Annotated in this window: 13 protein-coding genes; 7 read left to right on the top strand and 6 right to left on the bottom strand. The window is 63.4% G+C overall.

The features are described from left to right. Nucleotides 1-3: 3 nt before the first annotated feature. From purU to E2H86_RS10500, 3 genes are all read left to right on the top strand, one after another. Nucleotides 4-861, top strand: coding sequence for a formyltetrahydrofolate deformylase (purU, locus tag E2H86_RS10510; RefSeq protein ID WP_133327436.1), 858 nt, complete (start codon nucleotides 4-6; stop codon nucleotides 859-861). Between the two features lie 271 nt (nucleotides 862-1,132). Next, nucleotides 1,133-2,332: a formaldehyde dehydrogenase, glutathione-independent gene (gene fdhA, locus E2H86_RS10505; RefSeq protein WP_133327434.1), complete on the top strand. Its 1,200-nt coding sequence runs from the start codon at nucleotides 1,133-1,135 to the stop codon at nucleotides 2,330-2,332. A gap of 144 nt (nucleotides 2,333-2,476) precedes the next feature. After that, the gene (locus E2H86_RS10500; RefSeq protein ID WP_133327432.1) at nucleotides 2,477-3,052 is read left to right on the top strand and encodes a DUF2780 domain-containing protein; all 576 of its coding nucleotides are present in this window, start codon (nucleotides 2,477-2,479) and stop codon (nucleotides 3,050-3,052) included. A 115-nt stretch (nucleotides 3,053-3,167) separates the two neighbouring features. Here E2H86_RS10500 and E2H86_RS10495 read toward each other — a convergent pair whose 3' ends face one another. Further along, nucleotides 3,168-4,517, bottom strand: a complete 1,350-nt coding sequence (locus E2H86_RS10495) for an APC family permease (RefSeq protein ID WP_133327430.1) — start codon at nucleotides 4,515-4,517, stop codon at nucleotides 3,168-3,170. A 241-nt stretch (nucleotides 4,518-4,758) separates the two neighbouring features. Beyond that, the gene (locus E2H86_RS10490) at nucleotides 4,759-5,646 is read right to left on the bottom strand and encodes an acyltransferase (RefSeq protein WP_133327428.1); all 888 of its coding nucleotides are present in this window, start codon (nucleotides 5,644-5,646) and stop codon (nucleotides 4,759-4,761) included. Between the two features lie 182 nt (nucleotides 5,647-5,828). On the opposite strand from E2H86_RS10490, the gene rloA2 reads away from it, so the two are divergent. The 4 genes from rloA2 to creD all read left to right on the top strand — a co-directional run bounded on the left by rloA2 (nucleotide 5,829) and on the right by creD (nucleotide 9,963). Further along, entirely contained in the window at nucleotides 5,829-6,329 is a 501-nt protein-coding gene (gene rloA2 / locus E2H86_RS10485) for a retropepsin-like aspartic peptidase RloA2 (RefSeq protein ID WP_133327426.1), read from the top strand. A gap of 95 nt (nucleotides 6,330-6,424) precedes the next feature. Beyond that, on the top strand, nucleotides 6,425-7,105 hold the full coding sequence (creB, locus tag E2H86_RS10480) for a two-component system response regulator CreB (protein WP_133327424.1): 681 nt from the start codon (nucleotides 6,425-6,427) through the stop codon (nucleotides 7,103-7,105). Then, a complete protein-coding gene (gene creC / locus E2H86_RS10475; protein ID WP_133327422.1) occupies nucleotides 7,105-8,538 on the top strand; it encodes a two-component system sensor histidine kinase CreC in 1,434 nt (477 codons plus the stop codon). Before creB ends, creC begins: the two co-directional genes overlap by 1 nt. Before the next feature lie 96 nt (nucleotides 8,539-8,634). After that, a complete protein-coding gene (gene creD, locus E2H86_RS10470; RefSeq protein WP_133327420.1) occupies nucleotides 8,635-9,963 on the top strand; it encodes a cell envelope integrity protein CreD in 1,329 nt (442 codons plus the stop codon). A gap of 169 nt (nucleotides 9,964-10,132) precedes the next feature. Here the strand turns inward: creD and E2H86_RS10465 are convergent, their stop codons facing one another. The 4 genes from E2H86_RS10465 to aceF form a co-directional block, all read right to left on the bottom strand. After that, complete coding sequence (locus tag E2H86_RS10465; RefSeq protein ID WP_133327418.1) at nucleotides 10,133-10,756, bottom strand: glutathione S-transferase; 624 nt, start codon at nucleotides 10,754-10,756, stop codon at nucleotides 10,133-10,135. Nucleotides 10,757-10,759: 3 nt separating this feature from the next. Beyond that, complete coding sequence (msrA, locus tag E2H86_RS10460; RefSeq protein WP_133327416.1) at nucleotides 10,760-11,428, bottom strand: peptide-methionine (S)-S-oxide reductase MsrA; 669 nt, start codon at nucleotides 11,426-11,428, stop codon at nucleotides 10,760-10,762. A 150-nt stretch (nucleotides 11,429-11,578) separates the two neighbouring features. After that, a complete protein-coding gene (locus E2H86_RS10455; protein WP_133327414.1) occupies nucleotides 11,579-14,269 on the bottom strand; it encodes a sensor domain-containing phosphodiesterase in 2,691 nt (896 codons plus the stop codon). A 305-nt stretch (nucleotides 14,270-14,574) separates the two neighbouring features. Further along, the gene (gene aceF, locus E2H86_RS10450; protein ID WP_133327412.1) at nucleotides 14,575-16,212 is read right to left on the bottom strand and encodes a dihydrolipoyllysine-residue acetyltransferase; all 1,638 of its coding nucleotides are present in this window, start codon (nucleotides 16,210-16,212) and stop codon (nucleotides 14,575-14,577) included. Nucleotides 16,213-16,221 lie beyond the last annotated feature (9 nt).

Below are 16,221 nucleotides of genomic sequence, written 5' to 3'. Positions count from 1 at the left end.
AACATGAGTCGGGCACCGGATACCTGGATTCTCACCGCCGACTGCCCGAGCATGCTCGGCACTGTCGACGTGGTGACGCGTTACCTCTTCGAGCAACGCTGCTACGTCACCGAGCACCACTCCTTCGACGACCGGTTGTCGGGGCGCTTCTTCATTCGCGTGGAGTTCCGCCAGCCGGACGATTTCGACGAGGCGGCCTTCCGGGCTGGCCTCGCCGAGCGTAGCGACGCGTTCGGCATGACCTTCGAGCTGACCGCCCCGAATCACCGCCCCAAGGTGGTGATCATGGTGTCGAAGGCCGATCACTGCCTGAACGACCTGCTGTATCGCCAGCGCATCGGTCAACTGAGCATGGACGTGGTCGCGGTGGTGTCCAACCACCCGGATCTGGAGCCGCTGGCGCAGTGGCACAAGATTCCCTACTACCACTTCGCCCTCGATCCGAAGGACAAACCGGCGCAGGAGCGCAAGGTGCTCCAGGTGATCGAGGAGACCGGCGCCGAACTGGTGATCCTTGCCCGTTACATGCAAGTGTTGTCGCCTGAGCTGTGCCGGCGCCTGGACGGTTGGGCGATCAACATCCATCACTCGCTGTTGCCCGGGTTCAAGGGCGCCAAGCCCTATCACCAGGCCTACAACAAGGGTGTGAAGATGGTCGGGGCCACGGCTCACTACATCAACAACGACCTCGACGAGGGGCCGATCATCGCCCAGGGCGTCGAGGTCGTGGACCACAGTCATTATCCGGAAGACCTGATCGCCAAGGGTCGCGACATCGAGTGCCTGACCCTGGCGCGCGCGGTGGGGTATCACATCGAGCGGCGGGTGTTCCTCAACGCCAACCGGACGGTCGTTCTCTAACGCCTATACTGGCCCTTTCGCGGGACAAGCCCGCTCCCACAGGTTTCACCGCCGTTTCGAACATGGCGGTTAAACCTGTGGGAGCGGGCTTGCCCGCGAAGGGGCCGACACATTTTTACCTGCCGTAAAAAGGCATCTCCCTGTCGCTTCCAGTCACTGCGACAAGCGCCATCAGGCCCACAATTCCTGCATTCCAGAAACACATGCCGCCCAAGGATGGTGGCGCGTTCAACCACCGCTGCATAAATAAAAACCAAGCGAGGTAAGAGCAATGTCTGGCAATCGTGGAGTGGTATATCTCGGCGCCGGCAAGGTCGAGGTGCAGAAGATCGACTACCCGAAAATGCAGGACCCACGTGGCAAGAAGATCGAGCACGGCGTGATCCTCAAGGTGGTCTCCACCAACATCTGCGGCTCCGACCAGCACATGGTCCGTGGCCGCACCACTGCCCAGGTCGGCCTGGTCCTGGGCCATGAAATCACCGGTGAAATCGTCGAGAAAGGTCGCGATGTCGAGCGCATGCAGATCGGCGACCTGGTGTCGGTACCGTTCAACGTCGCCTGTGGCCGCTGCCGTTCGTGCAAAGAAATGCATACCGGCGTCTGCCTCACCGTCAACCCGGCTCGCGCCGGGGGTGCCTACGGCTACGTCGATATGGGCGACTGGACCGGCGGCCAAGCCGAGTACGTGCTGGTGCCGTACGCCGACTTCAACCTGCTGAAGCTGCCGGAGCGTGACAAGGCCATGGAGAAGATCCGTGACCTGACCTGCCTGTCCGACATTCTGCCGACCGGCTACCACGGCGCCGTCACCGCTGGCGTTGGCCCAGGCAGCACCGTCTACGTCGCCGGTGCCGGTCCGGTCGGCTTGGCTGCCGCTGCCTCGGCGCGCCTGCTGGGCGCTGCCTGCGTGATCGTCGGTGACCTCAACCCAGCTCGCCTGGCGCATGCCAAGTCCCAGGGCTTCGAAGTGGTCGACCTGTCCCTGGACACCCCGCTGCACGAGCAGATCGTCGACATCCTCGGCGAGCCTGAAGTGGACTGCGCTGTCGACGCCGTAGGCTTCGAGGCCCGTGGTCATGGCCACGAAGGTGCCAAGCACGAAGCCCCGGCTACCGTGCTGAACTCGCTGATGCAAGTGACCCGCGTCGCCGGCAACATCGGTATCCCGGGCCTGTACGTGACCGAAGACCCGGGCGCGGTGGACGCTGCTGCCAAGATCGGCGCACTGAGCATCCGCTTCGGCCTGGGCTGGGCCAAATCGCACAGCTTCCACACCGGCCAGACCCCGACCATGAAGTACAACCGCCAGCTGATGCAGGCGATCATGTGGGATCGCATCAATATCGCCGAAGTGGTGGGCGTGCAGGTGATCAACCTGGATCAAGCGCCGGAAGGTTATGGTGAGTTCGATGCAGGTGTGCCGAAGAAATTCGTGATTGACCCGCACAAGATGTGGGGTGCGGCCTAAGGTCGAATGCAACGCCCCCGGTTCGGGGGCGTTGTGCTTTCTGGTGAGCCGAAAACAGGCCGATGGCCGGCCTGGAACAAACCCCTGAAGCCTCAGTCGAAAGCCTCGTTTCCCAGGCCATCCCGGCCGACGAGGTCCCTCCCGATGAAAGCATTTACCCTGGCAACCCTGATGACCTTGGCCGCAAGCCCGGTGTTCGCCTTCAACCTGAGCGACGCTGCCAACGCCGTGTCTGCCATGCAGACGCAGAAACAGCAGGGCCAGGTGCAGGCGCCCGAGGCGCAGGCCAATCTGCTCAATACCCTTGGCAGCGAACTGAACATCACCCCCGAACAGGCCGTGGGCGGGGCTGGAGCGATGTTAGGGCTGGCGCGCAATAACCTCAGTGGCGAGGACTATGGTCAGCTGACCAAGGCCGTACCGGGGCTCGATCTGCTGTCCGGCGCCAATGCGCTGAGGGGATTGAGCGGCTTGGGCGAGTTGCTGGGCAACGACAGCGAAAGCCAATCGGCCTTGAGCAAGGCCTTGGGCAACGACGTGGAAAACCGCAGCGATCTGGATAACGCCTTCAAGGCACTGGGCATGGATACCGGCATGATCGGGCAGTTCGCCCCGTTGATTCTGCAGTACCTGGGGCAGCAGGGTATTGCCGGGTCGTTGTTGCAGAACCTGGGGAGTTTGTGGGCGACTCCGGCGCCGCTGACCCAACCTTCGGTCTGAAGGTAGGTGGAGGGCGCTGTGGGAGCGGGCGGCGCGGTGGCTGGCACGGGCTTCGCCCGTGATCGCGGGGCAAGCCCGCTCCTACAGAAACCGCGCCGGCCTTTGATAGTGATGCTTAGGCAGCTTCGGTGAAGTCCACCAGCCGCACCGGTCGACGGAAGCCGGCAGTCAGTACCGCCAGGTACGCCAACCCCAAGGCAAACCAGCACAAGCCAATCACCAACGTCAGCGCCGACAGGCTGGTCCACAGCCACAGGGTCAGTGCCAATCCCACCAGCGGTACCACGCCGTAGCACAGCAGCGCCTTGGGCGTGCGCGCAGCGTTGCTGTCGATCAAGTGGGTCTTCACCACTGCCAGGTTCACCGCCGAGAACGCCACCAGGGCGCCAAAACTGATCAGCGAGGCGAGGGTCGCCAGGTCGATCACCAACGCCAACAGCGAGAATGCCGATACCAGCGCGATGGCGAACACCGGTGTGCCGAAGCGTGGCGACAGGTAACCGAAGCTGCGTCGTGGCAACACGTTATCGCGGCCCATGGTGAACAAAATGCGCGACACCGCTGCCTGGGAGGCCAGTGCCGAACCCAGGCTGCCGGCGACATAGGCGGCGGTGAAGAAGTTGGACAGGAATTGCCCACCCGCCTTGAGCATCACTTCATTGGCCGCAGCATCGGCGTTGGCGAAGCTGCTGCCCGGCAAAACCAGTTGGCTGACATAGGCCAGCACGGTGAACAGCACACCGGCAAACAGCGTGGTGAGGATGATCGCCCGGGGTACGTCGCGGCGTGCGTCGCGGCACTCTTCGGCCAGGGTAGAGACGGCATCGAATCCGAGGAACGACAGGCACAGCACCGCAGCGCCGGCCATCAGCGGGCCGAAGCCGGGTTGTGTACCGTCACCTAGCAGCGGCGACAGCAGGTCGAGCGGCTGGCCAGCCAGGGATTTGCAGGAAAGCGCGACGAACACCGCGATGAACACGATCTGCGCGCCGACGATCAAGTTGCTGGTCTTGGCCACCGAATGAATGCCCACCACGTTGAGCACGGTGACCAGGGCAATCGAGGCCAGGGCGATCGACCACGCCGGAATGGCAGGGAAGGCGATGTTGAGGAACAGACCGATGAGCAAGTAGTTGATCATTGGCAGGAACAGGTAATCCAGCAGCAGCGACCAGCCGGCGAGAAAACCGACATTTGGGCCGAAGGCCAGGTTGGTGTAGGAGTATGCCGAACCGGCCACCGGAAAGCGCTTGACCATGAAGCTGTAGGAAGCGGCGGTGAACAGCATGGCCAGCAGCGTGACCAGATAGGCGCCGGCAGTGCGACCACCGGTAAGCTCGGTGACGATGCCGTAGGTGGTGAAGATGGTCAGGGGGACCATATAGACCAGGCCGAAGAACACCAGGGCGGGTAGGCCCAGGACACGGCGCAGTTGCGCGTTGGGGGAGCAAGGTGGATTGGCCATCGATCGATCCTGGCGTTTTTCTAGTTGTGATTAGATCGATTTTTATCCACTTAGGTGGGGGATGACAAAAAAGTAATCCTTATTTCGATTATTAGCCTGGGTTTTAATCGGGATTATGCGCAAGCCTGTGCCGGCCTCTTCGCGGGCAAGCCCGCACAGGAACTCCACCGAGCTCGAAGACGGTGGTGATTCTGTGGGAGCGGGCTTGCCCGCGAAGAGGCCGGTGAGGAGCAAGAAGATATCAGCCCATCTCCACCCGCAACTGCTCGATCCGCTGGTCCTTCTCGACCCACAACTGGTTCACCCAGTCCTGCACGGTCTGGCGGAAAACCGGGTCGTTCTCGTAGTCCCCAGCCCATAGCGCCGGGTCCAGTTCCCGCACGCGAATGTCGATAATCACCCGACTGATGCTGCCATTGAGCAGGTCCCAGAACCCGGGCGCCTTGTTGCCCGGATAGACGATGGTCACGTCCAGCAGTGCATCGAGCTGTTCGCCCAATGCCGCCAGCACGAACGCCACCCCGCCGGCTTTGGGCTTGAGCAGATGGCGATAGGGCGACTGTTGCTCCTGGCGCTTGGCCTCGGTGAAGCGTGTGCCTTCCAGGTAGTTGACCACGGTCACCGGCTGGCGCTTGAACAACTCGCAGGCGGCCTTGGTGATTTCCAGGTCCTTGCCCTTGAGCTCCGGGTGCTTTTCCAGGAAGGCCTTGCTGTAGCGCTTCATGAACGGGTAATCCAACCCCCACCAGGCCAGGCCCAGCAACGGCACCCAGATCAGCTCCCTTTTCAGGAAGAACTTGAAGAACGGTGTACGGCGGTTGAGGCTTTCGATCAGCGCAGGAATGTCGACCCAGGTCTGGTGGTTGCTCACCGCCAGATAAGACGTGTCCTGGCGCAGCTTCTCGACACCGCGGATATCCCACTGGGTGGGAATGCACAGGGCGAAGATCAGTTTGTCGATCTCCGACCAGGTTTCGGCGATCCACATCACCCCCCAAGAGGCATAGTCACGCCCACGGCCTGGCAAGACCAGTTTGAGCAGGGCGAACACCAGTAGCGGACCGATCAACACCAAGGTGTTGAGCAGTAGCAGGGTGGTCGTAAGAATGCCAATCAGCAGGCGACGCATAAGAAGACTCTTGTTGTAGGACGTAAGCGGTCGGCAATGATAAGCAGCCCGGTGGGCTACGCCAAATGTCCATTGTCTCGGCGGTAGGACAAATGTTTCACATTATGTTGAATACTCTGGTTACACCGAACTGTATCGCTCTTCACAGTCTAAGCACTGTCCCCGATCAAGGAAGCCTGCCCGTGAAATCACTGCTTGTCCTGTTGTCACTCTTGGCCCTGCCTGCCGTGGCAGCCGAGCCCACCCTCTACGGACGTTACGAATACATCGGTCTGCCGGAAATCGGTGAAACCCTCAAGGCCAAGATGGACACCGGTGCCTACACGGCCTCGTTGTCGGCCAAGGACATCGAGCTGTTCACCCGCGATGGCGAGGAATGGGTGCGGTTCCGGCTGGCCACCAAGGATGCCGATGACAAGGTGTACGAACACAAGCTGTCGCGTATCAGCAAGATCAAGAACCGAGTCGACGAAGAGGAGGAAGGCGATGCCCCCGAGCTTTCCAAGCGACCGGTGGTCGACCTGGAGCTGTGCCTGGGCGATGTGAAGCGCACCGTCGAAGTGAACTTGGTGGACCGCAGCCACTTCAACTACCCCTTGCTGGTCGGTGCCAAGGCACTGCGCGAATTCAAGGCGGCGGTAAACCCGGCCAAGCGATTCACCGCAGGCAAGCCGGATTGCTAAGACGTAAGCGGCAAGCTGCAAGCACAAGCGGATCGGTGTAAGTTCACGCGATCCGCTTTTACTTGAAGCTTGCAGCTTGAGGCTTGCCGCTCATCATGCCCCATATCCTCATCGTCGAAGACGAAGCCGCCATCGCCGACACCCTGGTCTACGCCCTGCAGGCCGATGGCCACAGCACCGCCTGGGTGACCCTGGGCAGCGCCGCCCTCGACCAGCAGCGCAAGTGCCCCGCCGACCTGATCATCCTCGACATCGGTCTGCCCGACATGACGGGCTTTGAAACCTGTCGCCAGCTACGCCGTTTCAGTGAGGTGCCGGTGATGTTTCTCAGTGCCCGCGATGGCGAGATCGATCGTGTGGTGGGCCTGGAGATCGGTGCCGACGACTATGTGGTCAAGCCGTTCAGCCCTCGCGAAGTGGCGGCGCGGGTACGTGCGATTCTCAAGCGTATGGCCCCCAGGGCCGAGCCTGCCAGCGAGGCCACGTTGTTCCACCTCGACACCTTGCGGATGCAGATCACCTACCGTGGCCAGCCACTTCCCCTGACCCGCCACGAGTTCCGCCTGCTGCAATGCCTGCTTGAGCAGCCGCAGCGGGTATTCAGCCGCGAACAACTGCTCGACGCCTTGGGTGTGGCCTCCGACGTCGGCTACGAGCGCACCATCGACAGCCACATCAAGAGCCTGCGCGCCAAACTGCGCCAGGTGGTCAGCGACGCCGAGCCAATCCAGACCCATCGTGGCCTCGGCTACAGCTATAGTCCGGACCACGCCTGATGCGCCTGGGCATCCGGATCTTCCTGGTGTACTTCCTGTTCGTGGGTCTGGCCGGCTATTTTTTGCTCAATACCGTGCGTGAGCAGATCCGACCGGTGGTCCGTCAGTCCTCCGAGGAAACTCTGGTCGATACCGCCAACCTGCTGGCGGAAATCCTCCATGACGAGGTCAAGGCCGGCACCCTCGGCCAAAGTCGCTTGCCGGAGGTGCTCAAGGCTTATGGGCTGCGCAGCCCCGGTGCGCAGATCTGGGGCTTGGAGAAGGCGGCGGTGAGTCACCGCATCTACGTCACCGATGCCAAGGGCATCGTGCTGCTCGACTCCACTGGGCAGGACCTGGGCAAGGACTATTCGCAATGGAACGACGTCTACCTGACCCTGCGTGGCCAGTACGGCGCGCGCTCCACACGCAGCGTGGCGGACGACGAGAGCACGTCTGTCATGCATGTCGCCGCGCCGATCGTCGATGCCGGCAAGATCATCGGCGTGGTGACCGTGGCCAAACCCAACAGCTCATTGCAGCCCTATATCGACCGCTCCGAGCGACGCTTGCTGATCCTGGGGCTGAGCCTGATCGGCCTGGGGCTGGTGATCGGCGCGGCACTGTCCTGGTGGCTGGCCCGCTCGCTGCGGCGCTTGGCCCGCTATGCCCAGGCGGTCAGCGAAGGTCAGCGCGCGGCCTTGCCGCACTACAAGGGCGGTGAACTGGCGCACCTGGCCAACGCCGTGGAACGCATGCGTACGCAGCTCGAAGGCAAGGCCTACGTGGAGCGCTACGTGCATACCCTGACCCACGAGCTGAAAAGCCCGTTGGCGGCGATCCGCGGCGCCTCCGAGCTGCTCCAGGGCGATATGCCGGATGAGCAGCGGGCGCGCTTTGCCGGCAACATCGAACGGGAAAGCGAGCGCTTGCAACAGATGATCGAACGGCTGCTCAATCTGGCTCGGGTCGAGCAGATGCAGGCGCTTGAGGATGAACAGTTGGTGGCGCTGGCACCCCTGGTCGACGAGATGCTGCTTGCCCATGCACCGCGCATCGAGGCCGGTCACCTGCAGGTTCGCCAGCGGGTACCGGTGCAACTGCGGCTGTGGTGTGACCCGTTCTTGATGCGTCAGGCATTGGCCAATCTGCTCGATAACGCCCTGGATTTCACCCCGCCCGGGGGCGCACTGCTGTTCGAATTGGAGCGCCAGGGCGAGCGCGTGGCGTTGAGCCTGTTCAACCAAGGTGAGGCGATTCCGGACTATGCCCTGGAGCGGGTCAGCGAGCGGTTCTACTCGCTGCCGCGGCCAGGCAGCGGGCGCAAGAGCACCGGCTTGGGCCTGAACTTCGTGGCCGAGGTGATGCAGCTGCATGGCGGGGCGTTGGAAGTAGAGAACGTCGACGGCGGGGTAAGGGTGCGGCTGTGGCTGCCGGCCCGGCGCATCAGCTGAGCGCGCAGCAGCGGCAAAAACACACAATCTCCACACAGTCTCCCTGAAGCCTCCATGCAAGGCGCAGACACTGCGCCCACTGCCATAGGAGGCCCCATGAACAAGACCCTGAGTTTCAAGCTCGGCACCATCGCCTTGCTGATCGTGCTGCTGCTCATCCCCCTGCTGATGATCAGCGGCCTGATCGACGAACGCCAGCAACTGCGTGACGGCGTGCTGCACGATATCGCCCAGAGCGCCAGCTATGACCAGCAGATCAACGGCCCGCTCCTGGTGGTGCCGTACCGCAAGTTCCAGCGCCGCTGGATCGAAAAGGACGGCCAGAGCGTGGAGGAGACCAGCACCGTCGCCGGGCACCTGTACTTCCTGCCGGAAACCTTCGATGCCGACCTGGGTGTGGACACCGAGCTGCGCGCCCGAAGCATCTACCAGGCGCGTCTGTTCCACGCCAAGGGGCGTCTGTCTGGCAGCTTCAAGCTACCGGCGCGTTGGGGCATCGAGAAGGACTACGACGACTATCGCTTCGACAAACCGTTCCTGGTGGTCGGCATCACCGATATCCGCGGCATCGAAAGTGCCCTGGAACTGAGCGTCGACGATCGGCGCGTGCCGTTCGAGGCGGGCACCGGCCTGGACTGGCTGCGCAGCGGCGTGCATGTACCCCTGGCGCAACTCGATGGTCAGCAGGCCCAGGCATTCACCTATGGATTCGATCTGGCCTTGCAGGGTACCGGGCAGTTGCACGTCTTGCCGGTGGGGCGCACCAGCAGCGTCGACATGCATGCCAACTGGCCGCACCCGAGCTTCATCGGCAGCTACCTGCCTAGCCGCCGCGACATCGACGAGCAAGGTTTCACGGCGCACTGGCAGACCTCGTTCTTCGCCACCAACCTCGAAGATGCCCTGCGCCAGTGCGCCATTGGCGGCCAATGCGCGGACTTCAGCGAGCGTACCTTCGGCGTGAGCTTCGTCGATCCGGTCGACCAGTACCTGAAGAGTGAACGGGCGATCAAGTACGCCCTGCTGTTCATAGCCCTGACCTTTGCCGGCTTTTTCCTCTTCGAGGTACTCAAGGGCCTGAGCGTGCATCCGGTGCAGTACATTCTGGTCGGTGTGGCCCTGGCGTTCTTCTACCTGCTGTTGCTGTCGCTGTCCGAGCACATTGGCTTTGGGCCGGCCTATGGGCTGTCGGCGTCGGCCTGCGTGCTGCTGATCGGTTTCTACCTGAGCCACGTATTGCGCAGCCTGGGGCGGGGCGTGGGGTTCGCGGCGGGGCTGGCGGCGTTGTACGCGATGCTCTATGGCTTGCTCAGTGCTGAGGACTACGCACTGCTCATGGGCTCGCTGCTGTGCTTTGGCCTGTTGGGGGTGTTCATGGTGCTGACCCGGCGGCTGGACTGGGCGCGGGTGGGGAGGGCGGCATGAGGGAGGATAGAGAGGTTGGGCGCTGGTTGGCCCGCAGAATCAGGCAGTTGTTTCCTGTAATGCCGCGTTGAGGCCTGGGGCTGCTGTGCAGCCCATTCGCGGGGCAAGCCCGTTCCCACAGGTACTGCGCTGTGTCTGTGGGAGCGGGCTTGTCCCGCGAAGAGGGCGGTCAGGCCACCGGTGCCGTGGCAGCCATCGAGGGCCGCTTGGCCACCTCGGCATACCAAGCCGCCAACCCAGGCTGCCGCTCCCGCCAACCGAACGCCGGCTGGCGCAGGTCGAGATACCCCAACGCACAAGCCACGCCGATCGCCGCGAGATCGAAGCCGCAAGCCAGTTCGGCCAGGTGCTCCTGCTCCAGGTTGGCCAGGCTGCGGCGGATCTTCCCGGCTTGCGCCTCGAGCCAGCCGTCCCAGCGCTTGTCCTCGGGCCGCAGGAAGCTCTCGTAGCGACTGGATACCGCGGCATCCATGATCGCATCGGCCTGGGAGGCCAGTGTCATGCGCCGCCAGCGAGCCGATCCCTCGCGCGGCAGCAGCGGTTCGCCGACATGCTGCAGGTCGAGGTATTCGCAGATCACCCGGCTGTCGTGCAGGACCGTGCCATCGGCCAGGCGCAGGGCAGGGATCTTGCCGATCGGGTTGCCCTGGTTGAGTTGATCGTCGCCGCTCACGGGGCTGACGTTCACCGCTTGCAGCGTGACGCGTTCGAGCTGGCCGGTCTCGTGCAAGACGACCATGACTTTGCGCACGAAGGGAGACAGCGGCGAATGGAACAGGGTCATCGTGCTCATGGGTCAGTTGCCTTGCAGGCTGGGCGGCAGGCACACGCCGGTGCCGCCGATGCCGCAGTAGCCCTGCGGGTTCTTGGCCAGGTACTGCTGGTGGTAGGCCTCGGCGAAGTACACGGTCGGCGCCTGGTCGATTTCGGTGGTGATCTCGCCGAAGCCGGCCTTGCTCAGTTCGGCCTGGAAGGCATCGCGGCTGGCCTTGGCTTGCTCCAGCTGTTCAGGGCTGGTGCAGTAGATGGCCGAGCGGTACTGGGTGCCGACGTCGTTGCCCTGGCGCATACCCTGGGTGGGGTTGTGCAGCTCCCAGAACATCGCCAGCAGCTCGCGGTAGCTGACCTTGTCCTTGTCGAACACCACCAACACCACCTCGGTGTGGCCGGTCAGGCCCGAGCAGACTTCTTCGTAGGTGGGATGGGGGGTGAAGCCGCCGGCATAGCCGACCACGGTGCTGACCACGCCTTCACGCTCCCAGAAACGGCGCTCGGCGCCCCAGAAGCAGCCGAGGCCGAAGATGGCGAAGTCGATGTTGCCTTCGAAGAACGGGCCGAGCAGCGGCGTGTCCTTGAACACATAGTGGAACTCCGGCAGGGCCATCGGGGTTTCGCGACCGGGCAGGGCTTGCTCGGCGGTAGGCATGACGTTTTTGTTCACCAGGATTTCAGAACGCAGGACCATGGCCGTTCCTCTGTGTCTATTCAGTTGGATAGGTGCTGGCCTCTTCGCGGGCGAGCCCGCTCCCACAGGATCACCATCGAATCTTGTAGGAGCGGCCTGGCCGCGAAAGGGCCCGAATGGGTTCTATAGTGCCCGAGCTTTACGCCGCTGTCAGGCCATTGGACCGCGCGGATAGCGCTTGAGTCGTGCTTCGAGCTCACGCCCCGGGATCGGCCGGTCGAACAGATAGCCTTGGCCGACGTCGCAGCGATGCCTGCGAAGGAACGCCAGCTGTTCCGGCGTCTCGATACCCTCGGCCACCACCTTGAGCTTGAGGTTGTGGGCCATGGCCACCACTGCCGAGGTGATTTCCATGTCGTCCTGGTTATCGGGGATCTCGTTGATGAAGCTGCGGTCGATCTTGATGATGTCGATCGGGAATTTCTTCAGGTAGCTCAGCGACGAGTAGCCGGTGCCGAAATCGTCCATCGCCAGGTTCAGGCCCAGGGCCTTGAGCTCGTCGAGCTGGCGGTGGGTGTCCTCGCTGGCTTCCAGCAGCAGCCCTTCGGTCAGTTCCAGTTCCAGCAAGTGTGGAGGCAGGGCTTCTTCCTTCAGGATACTGCCGATCGAGGCGACCAGATCGGGGTCGGAGAACTGCTTGGGCGACAGATTGATGGCGACATGCAGACTGCCCATACCGGCCTGGCGTAGCTGTTGGCTCATGCAGCAGGCCTGGCGCACCACCCATTTGCCGATAGGAATGATCAGGCCGGTTTCCTCGGCCACGCTGATGAACTGGTCGGGGCGGATCATGCCGCGTTCTGGGTGATTCCAGCGCAGCAGCGCCTCCAGGCCGAGCAGGCGACCGCTGCGCAGACACAGCTTGGGCTGGTAGAACACTTCCAGTTCGTTCTGGGTCAGCGCGCGGCGCAGGTTGTTCTCGACGAACAGTTTGTAGCTGGCCTCGGCGTTGAGGACCTCGGTGAACACCTGTACCTGATGCTTGCCGTTGGCCTTGGCCTTGTGCAGTGCCAGGCCGGCGTTCTTCATCAGCGTGGTCGGATCGCTGCCGTGCAGCGGCGCACAAGCCAGGCCCACCGAGGCGGTGACGTTGATCAGCTGATTGTCGACGAACATCGGTTTGTCGAGGGTGTGCAACAGCTGCTGGGCGACCCCTTGGCCGTCTTCCAGGCTGGTGTTGTCGAGCAGTACGGCGAACTCGTTACTGGCGAAGCGGGCCAGCATGCCGTCGGCGTTGAGGCTGTTGCGCAGGCGCCGGGCCAGGCTCACCAGCAACTTGTCGCCGGTTTGGTGGCCAAGGCTGTCGTTGATCCGCTTGAAATTGTCGATGTCCACCAGCAGCAGGCAGATCGGGCTGTCGCTGACATGGGTGAAGCGCTCGTCGAGGCTGCGGATGAACGCTGGGCGGTTGCCCAGGTTGGTCAGGTTGTCGGTGTAGGCCAGGCGTTCGATGCGCTGTTGGGCCAACTTGGACTGGGTGATGTCCTCGTAGATGCCGATGTAGTGGGTCAACTCGCGGTTATCGCCGTACACCTTGGAGATCGATAGTTGACCCCAGTAGGGTTCGAGGTTCTTGCGTCGGCTCTTGAACTCGCCTTGCCAGCTGTTGCCCATGGCCAGGCTCGACGGCGAGTCGAACAGCAGTTCGCTGAGGTTCTCCAATGCCGGTAGCTCGCCCAAGTGCCGGCCTTGAACCTCCTCGGTGCTGTATTGGGTGATGGCCGTGAAGCTTGGGTTGACGTACTCGACCATGCCGTCGCGGTTGACCAGCAGGAAGGCGCTGGCGCTTTGTTCCACCGCGCGTTGGAACAGGTGCAGGGCGCTGGCCGCGGTACGTCGGTTGTGGTTGGTGATGACCTGGGCGAACTGGTCGGCCAACTCACCGGCGAAGGCGATCTCGTCGGACTGCCAGGCCCTGGGTGTTCCGGTTTGCTCCAGGCATAGCACACCCACCACCTGGCCATCGACGCGGATGCTGGCGTCGAGCATGGCGTTGTCGGCAACCGAGAGGGTGGCTACCAATGCGCGGGTCCGCGGGTCTTGGCTGGCGTTGTGTGCGTCGATGGCGCGGCTGGTGTGCAGGGCTTCGAGGTAGTCGGGAAAGCGGCTGGCGTCGACCGGTGCTGGCAGGCGGTACCCTTGCTCGTCGCGCAGCCAGGCACTGATCGGCTCCAGGCGCTGACCTTCGAGGTGCCAGATGCTGGCACTGTCGACTTTGTAGATCTCGCAGGCGCTGCGGGTAATCAGCTCGGCGGCTTCCTGCAGCGAGTTTTCGGCACTGTAGCGCTGGCGGGCGAGGCGCAGGATCAGGTCTTGCTGGCTGCGTACCCGTTCGAGGTGCTCGAGTTGCTCCTGCTGGGCATGCTGGTTGAGCTGCAAGGCCAACTGCAGGCGGTTGTTGCGCGATTCCAGCTCGTCGGCAGTCGGGTCGGTGGCGCCGTGTGCCTGATCGTCGAGCACCATCAGGTAGCCGCGCAGCAGCTGGCGGTTGTGCTGCTTGTAGACCTCACCGGTTTCCAGCAGGCGCAGCGCACCGGCCTGGGCATGCAGGGTGTAGCGTACCCGGTAGTAACCGCGACGGCCCAGTTGTTGCTGGATGTCGTCGTGCAGGGCATAGCGCGCCTCGGGCTCCATCAGGCTGGCGTAGGGCGAGCCTATCAGTGCACAGAGCTCGGCCGCCGGCAGGGCGAACTGGCGTTCGCAGGCGGGGTCGAGGTAGAGCATGGCCCAGCTGGCTTCGTTCAGCCTTTCGAAACGCAGCATGCCGAGCCGCGAAGGCACGGGAAGCTGCGTAACGACCTCGGCCGCCACACGGCTGGCGGCATCGGGTTGGCTTTTCATCGAAGACTCGCTTGAAGAGGTGACGCGGCCTGGGGCGGCGGCGCATCTGGCAAGGTTGCATCATGTCCCCAGAGCTGGCAAGCGGCCATATGGGGTATCAGTCAGGTTTTCGGCCGTTGGTCGAGAATCCTTAAGGCTGATTGGCGGGTGGAGGCTGAAAGGTGTTTGGCTGGGGATTTCAATCGCGCTGCAAATGTCTGGGCGAGCGGAAAAAAAAAGCCCCGCCAGAGGGCGGGGTTGAGGTACGAGCGTGGCAGCTCGAAAAGGGTGCCTGCCTCCCCGCAGGGAGGCAGGTTGGCTGCCGGTTACAGCAGCATGGTGCGGATGTCGGTCAGCAGATCGCCCAGCCGCTTGGTGAAGCGTGCGGCGGCGGCGCCGTTGATCACGCGGTGATCGTAGGACAGCGACAGCGGCAGCATCAGCTTCGGCTGGAAGGCCTTGCCATCCCAGACCGGCTGCATGGTGGCCTTGGAAACGCCGAGGATCGCCACCTCCGGCGCGTTGACGATCGGCGTGAAGCCGGTGCCGCCAATGTGGCCGAGGCTGGAAATGGTGAAGCAGGCGCCCTGCATGTCGTCGGCCGACAGCTTCTTGGTGCGGGCCTTCTCGGCCAGGGCCGCGGCTTCGCCAGCCAGTTGCAGCAGGCTCTTCTGATCGACGTTCTTGATCACAGGGACCAGCAGACCATCCGGGGTGTCCACGGCAAAGCCGATGTGCACGTACTTCTTGCGGATGATCGCCTTGCCGCTTGGCGCCAACGAACTGTTGAAGTCCGGCAGTTCCTTGAGCAGGTGGGCACAAGCCTTGAGCAGCAGCGGCAGCACGGTCAGCTTGACGCCCGCCTTCTCGGCCACGGCCTTCTGCGCGACGCGGAAGGCTTCGAGCTCGGTGATGTCGGCCGAGTCGAACTGGGTGACGTGAGGCACGTTCAGCCAGCTGCGATGCAGGTTGGCAGCACCGACCTGCATCAGGCGGGTCAGGGCGACTTCTTCGACTTCGCCGAACTTGCTGAAATCGACGGTCGGAATCGGCGGGATACCGGCACCACCGGTCGCGCCGGCGGCTGGGGCTTCCTTGGCCTTCTGCATGACCGATTTGACGTAGACCTGCACGTCTTCCTTGAGGATACGGCCGTGCGGGCCGGTTGCGGCGACCGCGCCCAGGTCGACACCGAATTCACGGGCCAGCTGGCGTACTGCCGGGCCGGCGTGAACCTTGGCGTTGCTGCCGGCCGCCGGAGCGGTGGCCGCTGGCGCTGGAGCAGCAGCCGGGGCGGCAGGAGCGGCCGGGGCTGCGGCCGGGGCCGCCTCGGACTTGGCCGGTGCAGCAGCCGGAGCCGGTGCGGCAGCAGGTGCTGCGCCGGCGACTTCCAGCTTGAGGATCAGGTCACCGGTGCCGACTTCGTCGTCCAGCTTGGCGATCACTTCCTTCACCACGCCAGCGGCGGGCGACGGGATTTCCATGGAGGCCTTGTCGGACTCCAGGGTGATCAGCGACTGATCGGCTTCGACGGTATCGCCGGCCTTGACCAGCACCTCGATGATCTTGGCCTTGCCCGACGAGCCGATGTCCGGCACGTGGATGTCCTGCACGCTGGCGGCAGCTGGTGCTGCGGCCGGAGCAGGAGCAGCAGCGGCTTCTGCGGCAGGCGCAGGTGCAGCAGCCGGTGCAGGCTCGGCGGCCGGAGCCTCGGGGGCCGCAGCAGCGGCGCCCTCGGCTTCCAGAACCAACAGCTCGTCGCCTTCTTTCAGACGGTCGCCCAGCTTGACCTTGAGTTCCTTGATGACGCCGGCCTTGGGGGCCGGGATCTCCATGGAGGCCTTGTCGGACTCCAGGGTCAGCAGGCTCTGGTCAGCCTCGATACGGTCACCGACCTTGACGAACAGCTCGATGATTTCACCTTCACCGCTGCCGATGTCAGGTACGCGAATGAGTTCGCTCACTTAAAGATA

This window comes from Pseudomonas putida, from assembly GCF_004357765.1.
Classification (GTDB): domain Bacteria; phylum Pseudomonadota; class Gammaproteobacteria; order Pseudomonadales; family Pseudomonadaceae; genus Aquipseudomonas; species Aquipseudomonas putida_U.
The sequence above is the reverse complement of the archived record's forward strand: the minus strand, read 5'-3'. Positions and strand labels throughout refer to the sequence as shown.

What these genes read in the sequence shown, in the direction of transcription:
- purU (WP_133327436.1), top strand. Translation starts at nt 4, where the DNA reads ATGAGTCGGGCACCGGATACCTGGATTCTCACCGCCGACTGCCCGAGC.
- fdhA (WP_133327434.1), top strand. Translation starts at nt 1,133, where the DNA reads ATGTCTGGCAATCGTGGAGTGGTATATCTCGGCGCCGGCAAGGTCGAG.
- E2H86_RS10500 (WP_133327432.1), top strand. Translation starts at nt 2,477, where the DNA reads ATGAAAGCATTTACCCTGGCAACCCTGATGACCTTGGCCGCAAGCCCG.
- E2H86_RS10495 (WP_133327430.1), bottom strand. Translation starts at nt 4,517, where the DNA reads ATGGCCAATCCACCTTGCTCCCCCAACGCGCAACTGCGCCGTGTCCTG.
- E2H86_RS10490 (WP_133327428.1), bottom strand. Translation starts at nt 5,646, where the DNA reads ATGCGTCGCCTGCTGATTGGCATTCTTACGACCACCCTGCTACTGCTC.
- creB (WP_133327424.1), top strand. Translation starts at nt 6,425, where the DNA reads ATGCCCCATATCCTCATCGTCGAAGACGAAGCCGCCATCGCCGACACC.
- creC (WP_133327422.1), top strand. Translation starts at nt 7,105, where the DNA reads ATGCGCCTGGGCATCCGGATCTTCCTGGTGTACTTCCTGTTCGTGGGT.
- creD (WP_133327420.1), top strand. Translation starts at nt 8,635, where the DNA reads ATGAACAAGACCCTGAGTTTCAAGCTCGGCACCATCGCCTTGCTGATC.
- E2H86_RS10465 (WP_133327418.1), bottom strand. Translation starts at nt 10,756, where the DNA reads ATGAGCACGATGACCCTGTTCCATTCGCCGCTGTCTCCCTTCGTGCGC.
- msrA (WP_133327416.1), bottom strand. Translation starts at nt 11,428, where the DNA reads ATGGTCCTGCGTTCTGAAATCCTGGTGAACAAAAACGTCATGCCTACC.
- E2H86_RS10455 (WP_133327414.1), bottom strand. Translation starts at nt 14,269, where the DNA reads ATGAAAAGCCAACCCGATGCCGCCAGCCGTGTGGCGGCCGAGGTCGTT.